General features: G+C 62.9%; 14 protein-coding genes. 7 read left to right on the top strand and 7 right to left on the bottom strand.

The genetic code is table 11. From position 1 onward, the window contains the following. Both mtnA and mtnK read right to left on the bottom strand, forming a co-directional pair. The gene (gene mtnA, locus L981_RS18430; RefSeq protein ID WP_043619414.1) at nucleotides 1-1095 is read right to left on the bottom strand and encodes an S-methyl-5-thioribose-1-phosphate isomerase; all 1095 of its coding nucleotides are present in this window, start codon (nucleotides 1093-1095) and stop codon (nucleotides 1-3) included. Beyond that, a complete protein-coding gene (gene mtnK / locus L981_RS18425; RefSeq protein WP_043619411.1) occupies nucleotides 1092-2363 on the bottom strand; it encodes an S-methyl-5-thioribose kinase in 1272 nt (423 codons plus the stop codon). The genes mtnA and mtnK overlap by 4 nt, the downstream gene beginning before the upstream one ends. Before the next feature lie 147 nt (nucleotides 2364-2510). Here mtnK and L981_RS18420 point away from each other — a divergent pair, with 147 nt between their 5' ends. From L981_RS18420 to L981_RS18410, 3 genes are read left to right on the top strand one after another with little or no spacing between them, the layout of a single operon-like run. Continuing rightward, nucleotides 2511-4028 (top strand): sugar ABC transporter ATP-binding protein, encoded by a 1518-nt coding sequence (locus tag L981_RS18420; RefSeq protein ID WP_043619409.1) that lies wholly within the window; start codon nucleotides 2511-2513, stop codon nucleotides 4026-4028. Then, on the top strand, nucleotides 4025-5074 hold the full coding sequence (locus L981_RS18415; protein WP_052201864.1) for an ABC transporter permease: 1050 nt from the start codon (nucleotides 4025-4027) through the stop codon (nucleotides 5072-5074). Before L981_RS18420 ends, L981_RS18415 begins: the two co-directional genes overlap by 4 nt. Nucleotides 5075-5125: 51 nt before the next feature. Then, a complete protein-coding gene (locus L981_RS18410; RefSeq protein WP_043619406.1) occupies nucleotides 5126-6169 on the top strand; it encodes a substrate-binding domain-containing protein in 1044 nt (347 codons plus the stop codon). Nucleotides 6170-6237: 68 nt separating this feature from the next. On the opposite strand, the gene L981_RS18405 is transcribed toward L981_RS18410, so the two are convergent. From L981_RS18405 to L981_RS18395, 3 genes are all read right to left on the bottom strand, one after another. Continuing rightward, entirely contained in the window at nucleotides 6238-6456 is a 219-nt protein-coding gene (locus L981_RS18405) for a hypothetical protein (RefSeq protein WP_043619404.1), read from the bottom strand. Nucleotides 6457-6526: 70 nt separating this feature from the next. Further along, nucleotides 6527-8581 carry a bifunctional aldolase/short-chain dehydrogenase gene (locus tag L981_RS18400; RefSeq protein ID WP_043619401.1) on the bottom strand — a complete coding sequence of 685 codons (2055 nt, stop codon included), beginning with the start codon at nucleotides 8579-8581 and terminating at the stop codon, nucleotides 6527-6529. A 57-nt stretch (nucleotides 8582-8638) separates the two neighbouring features. Further along, nucleotides 8639-9619: a sugar-binding transcriptional regulator gene (locus tag L981_RS18395; protein ID WP_043619398.1), complete on the bottom strand. Its 981-nt coding sequence runs from the start codon at nucleotides 9617-9619 to the stop codon at nucleotides 8639-8641. Between the two features lie 300 nt (nucleotides 9620-9919). On the opposite strand from L981_RS18395, the gene L981_RS18390 reads away from it, so the two are divergent. From L981_RS18390 to L981_RS18380, 3 genes are read left to right on the top strand one after another with little or no spacing between them, the layout of a single operon-like run. After that, nucleotides 9920-10471 carry a MaoC family dehydratase gene (locus L981_RS18390; protein WP_043619395.1) on the top strand — a complete coding sequence of 184 codons (552 nt, stop codon included), beginning with the start codon at nucleotides 9920-9922 and terminating at the stop codon, nucleotides 10469-10471. A 7-nt stretch (nucleotides 10472-10478) separates the two neighbouring features. Continuing rightward, nucleotides 10479-11639, top strand: a complete 1161-nt coding sequence (locus tag L981_RS18385) for a CaiB/BaiF CoA-transferase family protein (RefSeq protein ID WP_043619392.1) — start codon at nucleotides 10479-10481, stop codon at nucleotides 11637-11639. Further along, nucleotides 11636-12772 carry an extracellular solute-binding protein gene (locus tag L981_RS18380; protein ID WP_043619389.1) on the top strand — a complete coding sequence of 379 codons (1137 nt, stop codon included), beginning with the start codon at nucleotides 11636-11638 and terminating at the stop codon, nucleotides 12770-12772. Before L981_RS18385 ends, L981_RS18380 begins: the two co-directional genes overlap by 4 nt. A gap of 54 nt (nucleotides 12773-12826) precedes the next feature. Here L981_RS18380 and L981_RS18375 read toward each other — a convergent pair whose 3' ends face one another. Continuing rightward, nucleotides 12827-13663 carry an amidohydrolase gene (locus L981_RS18375; RefSeq protein ID WP_043619387.1) on the bottom strand — a complete coding sequence of 279 codons (837 nt, stop codon included), beginning with the start codon at nucleotides 13661-13663 and terminating at the stop codon, nucleotides 12827-12829. 76 nt (nucleotides 13664-13739) lie between these two features. Further along, complete coding sequence (locus L981_RS18370; protein WP_043619386.1) at nucleotides 13740-14528, bottom strand: IclR family transcriptional regulator; 789 nt, start codon at nucleotides 14526-14528, stop codon at nucleotides 13740-13742. Nucleotides 14529-14692: 164 nt separating this feature from the next. Between L981_RS18370 and L981_RS18365 the strand changes: the two genes are divergently transcribed. Next, the gene (locus L981_RS18365) at nucleotides 14693-16012 is read left to right on the top strand and encodes a sugar ABC transporter substrate-binding protein (RefSeq protein ID WP_043619385.1); all 1320 of its coding nucleotides are present in this window, start codon (nucleotides 14693-14695) and stop codon (nucleotides 16010-16012) included. Nucleotides 16013-16070 lie beyond the last annotated feature (58 nt).

The raw sequence follows: 16070 nt of genomic DNA, 5'->3' as shown, positions 1-16070 counted from the left end.
TCAGCTCCGTTCTGGGAAAAGCGCCTTGAGGCCTTCGGGCGACGGCGTTGCGATGCCGCGCTCGGTGATCAGGCCGGTGATGAGGCGGGCGGGCGTGACGTCGAAGGCCGGGTTGGCGGCGGGGCTGCCCTCCGGCGAAATGCGCACGCTGGCAATCGAGCCGTCGCTGGCGCGACCCTGGACGAAACTCACCTCGTCGGCGGTTCGCTCCTCGATCGGGATTTCCTTGATCCCGTCGCGCACCGTCCAGTCGATCGTCGGCGAGGGGAGGGCGACATAGAAGGGGACGCCATTGTCGCGCGCAGCTAGCGCCTTCAGGTAGGTGCCGATCTTGTTGCAGACATCGCCATTGGCGGTCGTCCGGTCCGTGCCGACAATGACCATATCGACATCGCCGTGCTGCATCAGGTGCCCGCCGGCATTGTCGACGATCAGCGTGTGCGGCACGCCGTGGCCGTTCATTTCCCAGGCGGTGAGATAGGCGCCCTGATTGCGCGGGCGCGTTTCGTCGACATAGACATGCACCGGAATGCCTTCCTCGACAGCCATGTAGATGGGTGCAGTCGCCGTGCCATAGTCGACGGTCGCAAGCCAGCCCGCGTTACAATGGGTGAGGATGCGCACGGGTTCACCCGGCGCCTTCTTCGCAGCAATCTCGCGGATAACCTTTAGGCCGTTCGCACCGATGGCGCGATTGAGGTCAACATCTTCGGCCGCGATCTCGGCGGCGCGATCATAGGCCGCCATGGCACGCTCGCCTTCCGGCAAGGGGCGCAGATGGTCGCGCATGGCGTTCAGCGCCCAGCGCAGGTTGATGGCGGTCGGGCGTGTTTCGTTGAGCTCCTCCCAGACTGCGTCGAGATGGGCGTTCGACGGATCCTTGGCCATCGCAATGGCGACACCGTAGGCGGCGGTGACGCCGATCAGCGGCGCGCCGCGCACCCACATGTCGCGGATGGCGACGGCGACATCGGCGACCGTCTTCAGTGTCACGACACGGAACTCATGTGGCAGCCAGCGTTGGTCGATGATGTCGACGGAACGGCCGTCCTCGTTGAGCCAGATCGTATGGTAGTGGCGTTCTCCGACTTTCACGCTGATGTCTCCTTCTGAAGGCGCTCCGCAAGTGCGCGGATGTCCTTGAGGCTGTGGATATGGTGCCGGTTGACGGCAAGGTGACGCCCAAGCTTCAGCGCCCTGGTTTCACAGGCAGCGCGGCGATCGGGGTCGACGATGGTTTCGAAGTCGGCGTTGTGGGCGAGCCCCAGGATGCGGCGGTGCATCTCGACGCCGGCAAAGCCCAGCATCTCGCGCCAGATCTCGTCGATGACGATATCGAGCGCCTGTTCGGCGCCGAACGGATCGTTGCGCGCCTCAAAGAGGCTTGCCTGGTAGAGAATGCCGTTACGCTCCGTGCGCCAGAGATGGGCGAATTCGGTGCGGAAGGTTTCCCAGATGACTTCGACCGTATCGAGCAGATAGCTACGCATGCCATCGCGGGCACCGGCGCCGTTTTCGTGGCCGCTCTGCGAAAAATAGCTCATCCAGAAATTGGCAAGCAGCATGCCGACATCGAAGCTGATCGGTCCGTAGAACGCGAACTCCGGGTCGATGACACGGGTCTCGTCGTCCGTCACCATCACTGAGCCGGTATGGAGGTCGCCATGGCAAAGCGTCTCCGCCTTGGCGGAGAAAAGATGCTTCAGCCGTTGCGCTTCGACCTTGAGGTCGCGGTCGGCGCGAAGCTCGGCCACAACAGGATCGAGCTGCGGCGTGGTGTGCCGGTTGAGCTCTGCCTCGAAATAGGGATCGGAGAACACCAGGTTTTCGGTGATGTCGCAAAGCTCGATATTGTCGGCGAAAAGCGCAAGGTCCGCCTTCTTCTCGCGCGTGGCCATGGAGAGGTCGGAGCCGCGAAAGAGCGTACGGGCGACGAAGAGGCCAAGGTCACGCCCGATCTTCGGGAGCTGCCGCCCGTCGATCAGCGCACGCCTCAAAATCACGTGCGGCGTCAGGAATTCCATGACGATGAGCGCCTGGGATTCGTCGAAGAAATAGATTTCGGGCACGAGCCCGGGATCGCGCGCGGCCTGGCGCTTGAGGGCATGATATTCGAAATAGGAGCGCTTCAGCGGCAGCGGCCAGCTTTCGCCGACAAGGCGCACATAGGGCAGCGCCTGCTTGACGATGGCAGCACCCTTGTCTCCGGTGACGATGAAGACCAGGTTCAGGTTGCCGTCGCCGACTTCCTTGACGCTCCAGCGCGAAAAGTCCGGCCCGATCTTTTCTCTCAGGACGGCGTTGCCACCGAGTTTTTCCGGTAACGTCGCAGCGCTCAGCGCCTCGAAGACCTGCTTGTCCATATCGTTCTCCTCCAACGCATGGCGCGGGCCTCCACCGCTCGCAGCCATGCCGTGTGTGGTCACAACTAAGGCGGCATTCTAGCAAATGTCAATGGCCTTGACATTTGACGGATGGCTATCCTAACCTGCCTTCATCGGGAGGAGAGAATGAGCGAACAGGCAGTGTTTCGCATTGAGGGCGTGCGCAAATCCTTTGGGCCGGTACCGGTTCTTCGAGGGGTGGATCTCGATCTCAAGGCTGGGGCGGTTACCGTTCTGATGGGCGCCAACGGCGCCGGCAAATCCACGCTCGTGCGGATCTTGAGCGGCGTTTACACGCGCGACGCCGGCACGATCACGCTCGCCGGCATGGCCTTCGAGCCGACGACCCCGGCCGAAGCGATCCGCGCCGGTGTCGTCACCGTGCATCAGAACATCAATGACGGGGTGGTTGCCGATCTCGACGTCGCCACCAATCTGACGCTCGATCGCTTGAACGGACGCGGTGCGCGGCTGTTCTTCAACCCGCGCCGGGTGCGTCGCGAGGCTGCCGCGGTCGCGTCGCGCATGGGGCTTGCGATCGATCTTGCCGCCAATATCAACGACTTGACGCTTGCCGACCGGCAGATGGTGGCGATCGCCCGTGCCATGGCGCACGAGCCGAAGGTGCTAATCCTCGACGAGCCGACATCGTCGCTGTCGAGCGCGGAGGCAGACCGGCTTTTCGATCTCGTCGACCGGCTGAAGGCGCGCGGTGTCGCCATTCTCTATATATCCCACCGCATGTCGGACATCCGGCGGCTGGCCGACAGCATCGTGGCGCTTCGCGATGGCCGCATCAGCGGCCGCTTCGAAGGGCCGGAACTGGACTATGAGGGCGCCGTCAACGCCATGCTCGGTCGCAAGGTCTCGGCAGGGGCCGTCGATCTTCGCGACGGCGGCGCTCCGGTCTTTGCCGTCCGCGGCCTGAAGCTATCGGAACAGGCGCGCCCTTTCGATTTCACCCTCCGCGACGGAGAAATCGTCGCCGTCACCGGGCTTGTGGGCGTCGGCAAGACGGCGCTCGCGGAGACCCTGTTTGGCGCACGCGCGCCGTTCGCCGGTGAGATGATGCTCGACGGCGCGCGCTATGCGCCGGGAAGCACCGGCCGGGCAATTGCCCGCGGCGTCTTCCTCGTCGCGAAAGACCGCGCCGAAAGCGGCATCGTGCCCGACTTCAACATCTACGAAAACATCAGCCTGCCGTTCCTTAGCCGGCTCTCGCGCTTCGGCATATCGAGCCGGCGGGCGGAAAAGACCAAGGCACGCCAGCAGATCGCCGCCCTCGGTGTCGTCTGCCGCAGCGAGCGCGACGAGTTGCAGACGCTTTCGGGCGGGAACCAGCAAAAGGTGATGGTCGGGCGCTGGCTTTCCGAGCCCTCGCGCCTGCTCATCCTCGACGAACCCTTCCAGGGCGTCGACATCGCCGCACGCCGCGACATCGGCGAGAAGCTGCGGGCCTCGGCCGCGGGCCGCGCCACGATCCTCTTCCTGACCGAACTCGACGAAGCCTTCGAAGTCGCCGACCGCATCCTTGTGATGTCGGAACAGACCATCGTCGGCGAGCACCGCAATGCCGACATCGATGTCGAGCGGCTCCTGTCGGAAATCGCCGGTCAATTCTATCAACAGGTCCATGCGTCATGAGCAGTGAACAGAGCAATTCCGCAGCACCGGTCGCGGTCCCTTCGAGCGCATCGGGAATTCGCGAGGCGGCGATCAAATACGGCTTCCTCGTGCTTCTCGCCGGGATGGTCCTTTATTTCTCGCTCGTGACCGGCGGCTTCGCCTCGCCGCAGAGCGCCGTCTTCATCCTGCAATCGGTGTCGATAACCGGCATCCTTGCGCTGGGCGTGACGGCCACGCTGGTCGTCGGCGGCTTCGATCTTTCGATCGGCTCGGTCGCGACGACGGCGATGATGGCCTCGTCCTATGTGATGGTGGTGATGGGCGGCGACGCACTGACGGCAACGCTCGTATGCCTTGCCATCGGCGTGCTGGTCGGTTTCGTCAACGGCGTCATCATCGTCTATATGCGCGTGCCGGATCTGCTGGCGACGCTCGGCATGATGTTCCTCTTGCTCGGCCTCCAGCGCATCCCGACAGAGGGCCGGTCGATTGCAACAGGCATGACGCTTCCCGACGGTTCGGTCGCCGAAGGCACCTTCAGCCCGGCCTTCCTGGCGCTCGGCCGCCATCGTTTCGATTTCATCCTGCCCAATCTCGTGCCGGTTTCGGTGGTGGTGCTGATCGTGCTTGCGATCCTGATCTGGTTCTTCCTCGAATACACCCGCTTCGGCCGCATGATGTATGCCGTCGGCTCCAACGAACGGGCAGCCGGCCTCGCCGGTGCACCGGTCAATGCCTACAAGATTTCCGCCTACATCATCTCCGGCGTCTTCGCTTCGATCGGCGGCATCCTGCTTGCCGCCCGCCTTGGCCGCGGCGACATCGCCTCGGGCAACAACCTGCTGCTCGATGCGGTTGCCGCAGCGCTGATCGGTTTCGCCGTGCTCGGCGCCGCCAAGCCGAACGCGTTCGGCACGGCGATCGGCGCGCTCTTCGTCGGCATCCTGCTCCAGGGCCTGACGATGATGAACGCACCCTATTACACCCAGGATTTCATCAAGGGCGCCGTGCTCGTCGCTGCCCTGATCTTCACCTTTGCGCTCTCGAAAAGAGGCAAACGCTGACGGAGCGCCCTTCAGCGGAAAACAAAAAGTTCACCAGTGGAGGAGACTGACATGAACATGACTCGCAGAAGCCTGGGCCGCTTGACGCTCGGGTTGATGGGGGCAGCCGCCTTCGGCGTGCCGTCCTTTGCCGCCGACATGCCGAAGCCGTTCGACAAGGCCGGCGACGTCAAGATCGCGCTCGTGCGCTACCTTTCGACAGGCGACTTCTTCCAGTCCTATCTCGCCGGCGTCGAGGCGCAGTCCAAGGCGCTCGGCGTACAGCTTCAGGTCTTCGATAGCCGCCAGGATGCAGCGCTCCAGGCCGACATGGTCGACCAGGCGATCGCACTTGGCGTGCAGGGCATCATCATCCAGCACGGCCTGACGGAATCGATGAAGGAAGCGGCCCAGCGTGCCGTTGACGCCGGCATCAAGGTCGTTGCCTTCGACGTCAACGTCGAAAACGAGAAGATCCCGCAGATCGAGCAGTCCGACCGCGACCTTGCGCGCCTCGCGCTCGAGCAGGCCGTCAAGGACAATGGCGAAAGCTTCAAGGCTGGCTACGTCTATGTCGCCGGTATCGCGCCGCTCGACCGCCGCGACGAGACCTGGAAGGAATTCAAGGCGAAGTATTCCGGCATCGAGGAAGCCGCGCAATTCGGAACCATGGACAACCCGATCGCCAACTCGGTCGCCAACCAGGCCCGCGCGGTGATTTCGGCCAAGCCCGATATTACCGTGATGTTCGCGCCCTATGACGAGTTTGCCAAGGGCGTGAAGATCGCCGTAGACGAAGCGGGCCTGTCGTCCAGCGTCAAGATCTATTCGGCGGACATCTCGACGTCCGACATCGCCGCCATGCGCGAAGCGGGCTCGGCCTGGACGGCAACGGCCGCCACCAACCCCGCCGTCGTCGGCCAGGTCTCGGTCCGCTCGCTCGCCATGCTGCTTGCCGGCGAAGACCCGGGCCGCCAGGTCGTCGTACCGCCGACGCTGATCACCCAGAAGGACCTGAACGACCAGGACATCAAGAACATGGAAGAGCTCGGCGTGAAGCTGCCGCAGTTCGCCCATGCGGATGTCGCCATGCCGGCATGGATGCCGAAGCCCTGATCTCCTGATCCATAAATACGGAAAAGGGGCGGTCCATCGGGCCGCCCCTTTTTGATTCCGGCTTTGCTTCAGTCGGCGTTTGACGCCGGCGGCGCCCACGCCTCGATCGCCGTCTCCGGATAGATCTGCACCGAGCCGGGCTCGAAGTAGCTCTCGATCGCATAGCCGAGTTTGGTCAGGTCTGTCCGGTACCAGCCGACGATCGTGCCGCGCCAGGAGGCGCGGCCTTTCTTGGCGGCATAATCACCCATTTGAAAAGCGGCATCTGCAGGCCAGGGATCGACCATTTCGTCTCCATCCGAACAACTCTAGCGGGAGACAACATGGTGGCACGCTTTCACCCTTGGGTGGAAGGGCTCAGCGCATCGCCGCTGCGATATTGCCACCGTCGACGGTCGTGACATCAGCGGTTGTGCGTTCAGCAAGCGCGTGGTGCACGAACGCGCGCGCCACGTCCTCGGCCGTCACTTCGAGGCCGAGCAGGTTTCCGCCCATATAGTCCTTGACCGAAAGGCCGCGGGCGGCTGCGCGATTGGCGATCATCTCGTCGTTGAGCAGGCCCGAGCGGATGCGGTCGGCGTTGACGGCATTGACGCGGATATGATCAGCGCCGTGTTCGAGCGCATACTGACGCGACAGGAACAAGGTCGCTGCCTTCGGCAATCCGTAAGCGCCGAACTTGGCGCCCGGATTGACAGCCTGCTTGGAGGCGTTGAACAGCAGCACGCCGCCGGTCTTCTGCTCCTTCATGATCCGCACGGCATTCTGCGCTACCGTCTGATGAGCGAAGAAGTTGAGTTCGAAGCTGCGGCGCAGCAGGGCGTCGTCCATGGTCGCAATCGGACTTTCCCAGGCGGCACCCGCATTGGAAACGACGATATCGACGCCGCCGAAGGTCGCGACCACTTGGTCGAAAGCGGCGCGAACGGCTGCCGGGTCGGTGATGTCGCAGGCGATGCCGATTGAGTTGTTGCCCGCCACCTTTGCCACGGCTGCCGCCTTGTCGCCGTCGAGATCGAGCACGACGGCATGGGCGCCCTCGGCGACGAAGGCCTTGACGATCGCCGCACCGATGGCGCCGGCGCCGCCGGTGACGAGCGCGACCTGACCGGTAAACGGCTTCGGCTTGGCGCCGGCGAGCTTCGCCTGTTCCAACGACCAGTATTCGAGGTCGAAGAGATCCGGCCGGCTGACCGGCTCGAAACGGCCGACGGATTCGGCGTCGCGCGCAGCCTCGATCCACATCTCGCCGACATCGACGGCGATCGTCGCGTCCTTGTACGTGCGGCCGTGGCCGAACATTCCGAGCCCCGGCACCAGCGTCAGGCGCGGCATGGGATCGAGCATGATGCGCTTGACGTCGTCGCGTGCGTCGTTGGTGTGGAAGTACCCGGTGTAGTCTGCAGCAAAGGTGGCGACACGCGCGTCGATCACGGCCCGGTAGCCCGAGAGATCATCTTTAGCCGGCGCCGGAAGCACCATCGGCCCGGTCTTGATGCGGATGGAAAGATCGGGCGTCGAAACGCCCCTGGCGGCCATTTCCTCAACCTGTTGCGCGTTGACGAAGTCGAGGATAGCGGGTGAGGTGCGAAACACGCTGACCATGCGGTCAAAACGGCCCTCGCCCTTGTCGACAGCAACGGCACCGCGCAACATCGGCGCGATATCGGCTGGGCTTGCAAGCGTTGCAGGCAGGGCGGCCGGCGTGAACGGATTGCGCCCGTTGGCCTTCACATGCTCTTCGGCGAGCGTGACATAGTGGATCATCCGCGCATAAGCTTCTTTGGCCGTGTCGGCGAAGGTGAAGATCCCGTGCTTGTCGAGGATCAGCCCTTCGACCGTCGGATCCTGGTCGAACACGTCCGCCGCAGCCTTCGCCAGCGCGAAGCCCGGCATGATGTACGGCACGAAACCCATTTTCCTGCCGAAAAGCTCGGCGCACATCTCCCGGCTCTTGGCCTGGTCGGCGATGGCAAGAATGGCGGTCGAATGGGTATGGTCGACGAACTTGTGCGGCAGGAAGGCGTGAAGCAGCGCCTCCACCGACGGGTTCGGCGAGGCCGGGTCGATGAGGTTGGCGCGCAGCAAAGTCACCATGTCCTCGTCCGACAGCTTTTCGAGCTTGCGGCTCTTGAGCAAGGGGGCGATCTTGACGGCTGGCAGGCCGGCGGGCTCGATCGTGCCCATGTCCCAACCACTGCCCTTGACGCAGAGCACGGCATGCGTGTCGCCGACAAGGTCGGTGATTTCGGTTTTCACCGAAGTATTGCCGCCGCCATGCAGCACGAGCCGCGGCTCGCCGCCAAGCAGCCGCGTCGTATAGGTCCGCAGCGCCAGATCGCGGCCGATGCCCTTCGCCTGATAGCCCGCAACGACCTTCTCCGCTTCGTCATCGCGCCAGAGATTTTCCATAAGTTCAGCCTCCCGATAAACCGGCCCGGCCGGTATCGGCGGACCCAAATTCGAGGCTCAGGGGGCGCCTGAGCCGCTCTTGCCAAGCCCTTCGCGGTTCCAGCGATCCAGGACCTTGCGTGCCATCGACTCGGTGATGACGAGATGCGAGGCGAAGCCGCCCTTCAAGGCCGCCATCAGCGGCTCGAACTTGCTGTCCTCCTGGACGACCAGCATGCGCTTCTTGATCGTGCGGATGGATCCAAGATCGGCCGAAATGCAGCGGCGATTGTGCTCGCAATCCATCCATTGGCCGTCGCGGTCGATGAGCTGTCCGGCAATGACGCCGGCCGCGCCCTTTTCACCCATGGCATGCATGTCCGCAGCTGAGAGCGCCCCGCACTTGACAAGGTGGCTGTCATCCTCGATGCCGCCGACCGAATAGAGCGCCAGGCCGCAGTCGGAGATAGTGGCGAGCTGCTCCTTGATGACGGGTTCGCCGCGCAGCTCTTCGGCCAGCCGTTCGGAGGAAAGCACGAGCGGCGCATAGAAATTGATGCCTTCGGCATTCAGACGGCGGGCGATTTCCGTCGTGCATTGATCCGGACGGTAGGAATAGGGCGCGCCGAGATTGCCGCAGAGCTGCACGACCGTAACGCCGCGCAGGTCCGCAAAGGGCATGACGTCGGCGATATGATAGACGGTGCGCCCCCAGGCAACGCCGATCCGGTCGCCCTTGTTGATCAGTTCGAGAAAGACGGACGCCGCGACGACGGGCATTTCGGCGGCCGGGTCCATCGCCTGCCGGTCTTCCGGCACGAGCCACGCGGTCGTCAGCCCGGTGGCGTCTTCGAGCTCGCGGGCAAGCACGTCCTGCGAAAACAGCTCTGTCGAGGTGGTGATCGTGACGATGCCCATCTCACGGGCCCTGCGCAGATACATGGCGATCGAGGCGCGGGATATCTCCAGCCGCTGCGCCACTTCGTCCTGGCGCAAGCCGTGCGTATAATAGAGCCAGGCGGCCTTGTGAATGATCTGGTCTGTGGCTCGGATGGGCATTGGCGGAACCTTCGCAAGATGGATCTGACATATTTCATCTATACTGACAAAAGTCAACGTCATTGACGATTGTCGCCGTCCCGTTGACGCGACAGCGGCTGCATCTCTCTTCTGAACGATGATCCTGAATGTGCCACGCGAAGCCGCGAACGCGGCTGCCGCCAGCAGCCGGTTGCAAACAGAATCCATATGTGAATATACTATTCATATAAGGATTCTGAATGGAGATCGAGCGATCTTGCGCTCGGAAGCCACACAACGGGCCCGCTATTGCCGACCTATTGCATCAGGGACTGACCAATGGATGACTTCATGCCCACCGTCGGGGTGTCCTCGACCCATCCCGCGGACATGCCGCAAGAGCACGCAGCACTTCCCGTGTGGAACGCGGAAAACTGGTTTTACGAGGATTGGCCGGTCGGCCAGCGTATAAGGTCCTTGCGGCGTACGATCGCCGAAGGTGACAGCCACCTCTTCAATACGCTGGTCGTCGACATCCATCCTTACGTGCAGGATCAGATGTTTGCAGAGCGAGAGGGCATCTTCGGCAGGCGTCTCGTTGCCGGCGCTTTCGTCTTTTCCGCAGGCCTCGGGCTGGTCGCCACCAACTGCGTCAACGCCTTTTCCTACGGCTACGACAAGCTGCGCTTCATCAAGCCGGTCTTCATCGGCGACACGATCTACACGATCCGCACCAACATGGACAAAACGCCCCGTTACAAGGAGCTCGGGCTTATCCGGGCCAGCTACCAGGTCTTCAAGGGCGAAGGGGAGCTGGTGCTCTACTGCGAGCACCTGCAGACCGTGAAATACAAGAACCCCGCCGACTTCGTCGGCAAGACCGAGAAGTAAGATACCGATGACCGAAACCAACGAATTGCCGCTCTCTGGCCTTGTCGTCGTCGACATGAGCCAGTTTCTCTCAGGTCCATATTGCTCCTTGCGCCTCATGGATCTCGGCGCGCGCGTCATCAAGATCGAGCGCCCGGACGGTGGCGACCTGTCGCGCCGGCTCTATCTGAGCGACACCGAGATCGGAGGCGATTCGACGATCTTCCATGCGATCAACCGCGCCAAGGAAAGCCTCGCGATCGACCTCAAGAACGAGGGCGACCTTGCGGCCCTCAAGACGCTGCTCGCCAAGGCTGACGTGCTGATCCAGAACTTCCGCCCCGGCGTCATCCAGCGCCTCGGCCTCGACTACGAAGCGGTCAAGGCGATCAATCCGAAGATCGTTTATGCCTCGATCAGCGGCTATGGGGAGGAGGGCCCATGGGTGAAACGGCCGGGGCAGGATCTGCTCGCGCAATCGCGCTCTGGCGTCATGTGGCTGAACGGTGATGAGGGCCAGGGGCCGGTGCCCTTTGGCCTTGCGATCGGCGACATGCTTGCGGGTGCAGCGGCAGCGCAAGGCATTCTCGCAGCGCTCGTCCGCCGCGGCATTTCCGGCAAAGGCAGCCTGATCGAGACGAGCCTGCTGGAAGCACTCGTCGACTTCCAGTTCGAAGTACTGACGACGCATCTGAATGACGGCCGGCGGCTGCCGACCCGGTCCGGCTTCCGCAGTGCCCATGCCTATCTGTCGGCGCCTTACGGGGTCTACCCGGCCAAGGATGGCTATCTCGCCATCGCCATGACGCCGATCCCGAAGCTTGCCGATCTGCTGCAGATGCCCGAGCTCGACGCCTATCGCGACGATCCGGCCACCTGGTTCTCCGAACGGGACAAAATCAAGGCGCTGATCGCCAAGCGGATCGCCGAAAACACCATCGACCATTGGCTTGGAGTGCTTGAGCCAGCGGATATCTGGTGCGCCCGGGTCCTCAACTGGAACGAACTGCTCGAAAGCGAAGGCTTCCAGGTGCTCGACATGTTGCAGACCGTGGTGCGCGAGGATGACGTTTCGATCCTGACGACACGGTCACCGCTCAGGGTCAACGGCAAGCGCGCCCAGGTGGACCGCGCAGCACCACGCATCGGCGAGCACAGCACCTCGATCCGCAAGGAGTTCGGCCTGTGAGCACCAAATTGAAGGGCATGACCTGGAGCCACCCGCGCGGCTATGATCCGATGGTCGCCTGTTCCCGGCTTTGGCAGGAACGCACCGGCATAACGGTGGAATGGGACAAACGCTCGCTGCAGGATTTCGAGACCTATCCCGTCGAAGAGCTTGCGCGGGCCTATGACCTGATCGTCATCGATCATCCCCATGTCGGCCAGATTACCAAGGAAAAGTGCCTGGCGCCGCTTGATGTGGAAGGCCATCAAGAGGAGAGGGCGGCGCTTGAGGATGCGAGCGTCGGGCGCTCCTATCCGAGCTATACCTGGCAGGGCCGGCAATGGGCTTTCCCGATCGATGCAGCGACGCAAGTCCAGGCCTGGCGCCCGGACCTGGCGGAACGCATGGAAAGCTGGAGCGACATGCTGGCGCTCGCGCGAAAGGGGAAGGTGGCGCTGCCGATGCGTCCACCGCATTCCCTGATGAGCTTCTACACGCTTGCCGGCAACCTCGGCTCTCCCTGCCGAAGTGACGGTACCGGGCCGCTGATCGAAACCGACGCCGGCGTAGATGCCGTCGAGCGCCTGCGCGAGCTCACGGATCTGATCGATCCCGGCTGTTTCTCGATGGACCCGATCGCCGTGCTGGAAACCATGAGCGATCCCGCCTCGAAAGTTGTCTGTGCGCCATTGATTTACGGCTATGTCAGCTATGCGATTGCGGGCTTCCGGCCGTCGCTCGTGACGTTCGGCGATATTCCGGTTGCCGGAACCAATGGCCCTGTCGGCTCGGCGCTCGGCGGGACCGGCATTGCGGTCTCGGCCTTCTCGAACGCACGCGAAGCGGCGATCGATTTTGCCTATTTTGTTGCGAGCGGCGATGTCCAGCGCGGCATTTATGCCGCCGGTGGCGGGCAGCCAGGCCATGCGGCCGCCTGGGATGACGACGCCGTCAATGCGGCGACCTCGGACTTCTATCGTGCGACGCGCAAGACACTGGAGAGCGCCTGGGTTCGCCCGAGGCACGATGGCTACATGGCCTTCCAGCAGGCGGCGTCCGATCGCATCAATGACGGCCTCCTGCGCAAGGTGCCAGCGCGAAAGGTCGTCGACGACCTCAATCGACTGTTTGCGGCGAGTTTTGTTGCAGCCTGACTTCTGAGTTCCGGGACGCCCAGGCGTCCCGGACCAGATTATAGAAAGGTCCGGTCAGGCGAGCTTCCAGATCCGGCGCGCATTGTCGGAAAGCAGCTTGCGCTTTTCCTCTGCGCTGCAGCCTTCGAGAAGCGCGTGGGTGGCGCCAACCCAGGTCGAAAGATTGCCACCGAGCGTGCAGACCGGCCAGTCGCTTCCCCAAATCACCCGGTCCCACCCGAAGACGCCGATCGTGTGCTCGACATAGGGGCGCAGCGTCTCGACCTGCCAGGCTTCGTCCGCATAGGCGACGACGCCGGAGATTTTTGCCGTGACATTTGGCCGGCGGGCTATCTCGCTCATGTGCCCGCGCCAGGGGTGCTCGGCGCCGGCGCGAATGTCAGGCACGCCGCAATGGTCGAGAATGAACTGAACATCGGGCGCGAGATCGGCAAGCGCAATCGCCTTTTCGATCTGGTGCGGCAGGACGCAGAGGTCGAAGGTGAAGCGGCGGCCGCCGAGCCGGCGGATATTGTCACGGAACGTCGCCCCTTCGGAAAGATCATCCGGCATCACATGCAGCACGCGGCGGAAGCCCTTGACCAGGCCGTTTGCTTCCTGGCGTTCCAGATAGGCCGCAAAGCCATCCTCTTCGGGCCGGCAGGCGGCAATCGCGCCCTTCAGCAGACTATCCGCCTGGCCTGCGAGCCGCGCGACCTCGGATGTCTCCTTCTCCATCTCCGAAGGATCGACATCGACCTCCATGTGCAGGCTGGCGGTAATGCCGAGCCGCCGCGCTTCGCGCTCGTAGGTGGCGTAGAGAAAGTCCTGGTCGAGGGCAGGCACGCCGGCGAGCCAGGGATAGGCGAGCCTCGACCTGTCGATGAGGTGAAGATGGGTGTCGATGATCAAGGCGCGCCTCCTCCGAACGTCTTCTCACATAAGAATGATCTATTCAGATAAGAAGTACGATCGTTCTCAAGTGGCGTCAATCTGTTGTCGAGGCCACGTCCGAACCGGCCAATGTCGACAGCTGCTCGGCGGTTTTCAGCAAAAGGGCGATGCTTTCAGTGATATCAGGCGCCGAGGGCGCGTTGACGAGCGCGATATAGGGCACGGTCAGCGCCGCGATGCCGCGACCATCAGGCCCCAGGATCGGCGCCGAGAGGTTATAGACGCCGGCTGTCTGCGCGCTTGCCATCATTTCATAGCCGCGCTCGCGGATCTGATCGAGGCGCGCATAGAACTCGGGCCCGCGCGGGACCTCGTCTTTGCTCCTGCCATGTTCCGCGATCATCATCTCGCGCTCCTCGGCCGAGCGGAAGGCAAGCAGGATATGGCCGGACCCCGTGTCGAAGAGGCTGATATGCGATCCGACCCGGATCGAAATGCCCCAATAATCAGGCGCTTCCTGCTGGGCGATGACGACGGCGGAGCCGCGATCGAAAACGGCGAGGTGGTTTGCCTGCTTCGAGCGCTGGGCCAGATCCCGCATCAACGGCGTGGCGTAGGAGGCAAGCCGGCGGACCGGCGCATGCAGCTGCGAGAGCCCAAAGAGCTTCAATGTCAGCGAAAAGCGATCTCCGTCGATGCGCGTGACATAGCCGCGCCGCACCAACCGATCGAGCATGCGGTAGAACTCGTTCGGGCTCCGGTTCAGGCGCTTGGAAATCTCCGCCTGTGTCAGTCCGCCGTCGACGCTGGCGAGCAGCTCGAGGATGTCGAGCCCCTTATCAAGGGCCGGTGCGCGGTAGCGGTCTGACTCTTCGGTGTCCATGAAGCCTCCTTGGTGAATACTCATATCCATATACGCAGACGAAGGCGCCCACAAAGGAAAGTTCTCCCTTGACGCCTCATAAAAATGTTGTTTGTATATGAATTAGTTTCTCACAAATGAGAACGTCACGTCAGGAAGAGGGCGTGAACACGGGAGGAGTGGACATGAAAAGGCTGCTTGCCGGCGTCTCCGCCGGCGTCGTTATGCTTGCCTGTGCAGGTGGAGCGGCGAATGCCGCAGAACTGCCCGGCAAGTTCGAAGGCGTCACGATCGACGCCAAGCTGATCGGCGGACAGCAATACGAAAAGCTGTATGAGCGGATCGGCGAATGGGAGAAGGCGACCGGCGCCAAGGTCAACATCCTGTCGAAGAAGAACCACTTCGAGCTCGACAAGGAGATCAAGTCGGATATCGCGACCGGCGGCGTCAGCTGGTGCGTCGGCTCCAACCATTCCTCCTTCGCGCCGCAATACCCCGACATCTACACCGACCTGCTGCAGCTTTTGCCGCCGGAGGAGATCGCCAAGTTCGTGCCGGCGCTGATCGACGCCTCGACGCTCGACGGCAAGCTAGTGATGCTGCCGCGCGCCCAATTCGACGTGTCGGCGCTCTACTATCAAAAGAGCCTCTACCAGGACGAAGCCAAGAAGACCGCCTTCAAGGCGAAATACGGCTACGACCTCGCACCGCCGGATACCTGGGCTCAGGTCAGCGACCAGGCTGAGTTCTTCGCCGCCCCGCCGAATTTCTACGGTACGCAGTTTGCCGGCAAGGAAGAGGCGATCAACGGCCGCTTCTATGAAATGCTGGTCGCCGAAGGTGGCGAATATCTCGACAAGGACGGCCGCCCGGCCTTCAACTCAGAAGCCGGTGTCCGTGCGCTCGACTGGTTCGTCAAGCTCTACAAGGACAAGGCCGTACCGCCGGGAACGACCAACTATCTCTGGGACGACCTCGGCCAGGGCTTTGCCTCGGGCTCGATCGCCCTCAATCTCGACTGGCCTGGCTGGGCGAGCTTCTTCAACGACCCGAAGTCTTCCAAGGTTGCCGGCAATGTCGGCGTCAAGGTGCAGCCGGCCGGTTCTTCCGGTAAGCGCACCGGCTGGTCGGGCCATCACGGCTTCTCGGTCACCGAGGATTGCGCCAACAAGGAAGCAGCTGCTTCGCTCGTCTGGTGGCTGACCAACGAGGACAGCCAGAAGCTGGAATCGGCTGCCGGCCCGCTGCCGACCCGGACTGCCGTCTGGGAATACAATATCAAGCAGGCCGAGGGCGACGCCTACAAGACCGAAGTGCTGCAGGCTTTCCAGGAAGCCGCAAAGCATGCCTTCCCGGTTCCGAAGACAGCCGAATGGATCGAAATCTCCAACGCCGTTTACCCGGAACTCCAGGCCGCCATCCTCGGCGACAAGACGTCGAAGGAAGCGCTTGATGCCGCCGCCCAGAAGGCGACCGGCATCCTCGAAGACGCGGGCAAGCTCTGATCGATAACAACGAGGCGGCGCCGATGCCTTGAAGGCGCCGGCGCCGCCTCAGCCATTT

It is taken from the genome of Ensifer sp. ZNC0028, from assembly GCF_000799055.1.
Lineage (GTDB): Bacteria > Pseudomonadota > Alphaproteobacteria > Rhizobiales > Rhizobiaceae > Ensifer.
This window is presented reverse-complemented; position numbering and strand designations above follow the sequence as displayed.

What these genes read in the sequence shown, in the direction of transcription:
- mtnK (WP_043619411.1), bottom strand. Translation starts at nt 2,363, where the DNA reads ATGGACAAGCAGGTCTTCGAGGCGCTGAGCGCTGCGACGTTACCGGAA.
- L981_RS18420 (WP_043619409.1), top strand. Translation starts at nt 2,511, where the DNA reads ATGAGCGAACAGGCAGTGTTTCGCATTGAGGGCGTGCGCAAATCCTTT.
- L981_RS18415 (WP_052201864.1), top strand. Translation starts at nt 4,025, where the DNA reads ATGAGCAGTGAACAGAGCAATTCCGCAGCACCGGTCGCGGTCCCTTCG.
- L981_RS18410 (WP_043619406.1), top strand. Translation starts at nt 5,126, where the DNA reads ATGAACATGACTCGCAGAAGCCTGGGCCGCTTGACGCTCGGGTTGATG.
- L981_RS18405 (WP_043619404.1), bottom strand. Translation starts at nt 6,456, where the DNA reads ATGGTCGATCCCTGGCCTGCAGATGCCGCTTTTCAAATGGGTGATTAT.
- L981_RS18400 (WP_043619401.1), bottom strand. Translation starts at nt 8,581, where the DNA reads ATGGAAAATCTCTGGCGCGATGACGAAGCGGAGAAGGTCGTTGCGGGC.
- L981_RS18395 (WP_043619398.1), bottom strand. Translation starts at nt 9,619, where the DNA reads ATGCCCATCCGAGCCACAGACCAGATCATTCACAAGGCCGCCTGGCTC.
- L981_RS18390 (WP_043619395.1), top strand. Translation starts at nt 9,920, where the DNA reads ATGGATGACTTCATGCCCACCGTCGGGGTGTCCTCGACCCATCCCGCG.
- L981_RS18385 (WP_043619392.1), top strand. Translation starts at nt 10,479, where the DNA reads ATGACCGAAACCAACGAATTGCCGCTCTCTGGCCTTGTCGTCGTCGAC.
- L981_RS18370 (WP_043619386.1), bottom strand. Translation starts at nt 14,528, where the DNA reads ATGGACACCGAAGAGTCAGACCGCTACCGCGCACCGGCCCTTGATAAG.
- L981_RS18365 (WP_043619385.1), top strand. Translation starts at nt 14,693, where the DNA reads ATGAAAAGGCTGCTTGCCGGCGTCTCCGCCGGCGTCGTTATGCTTGCC.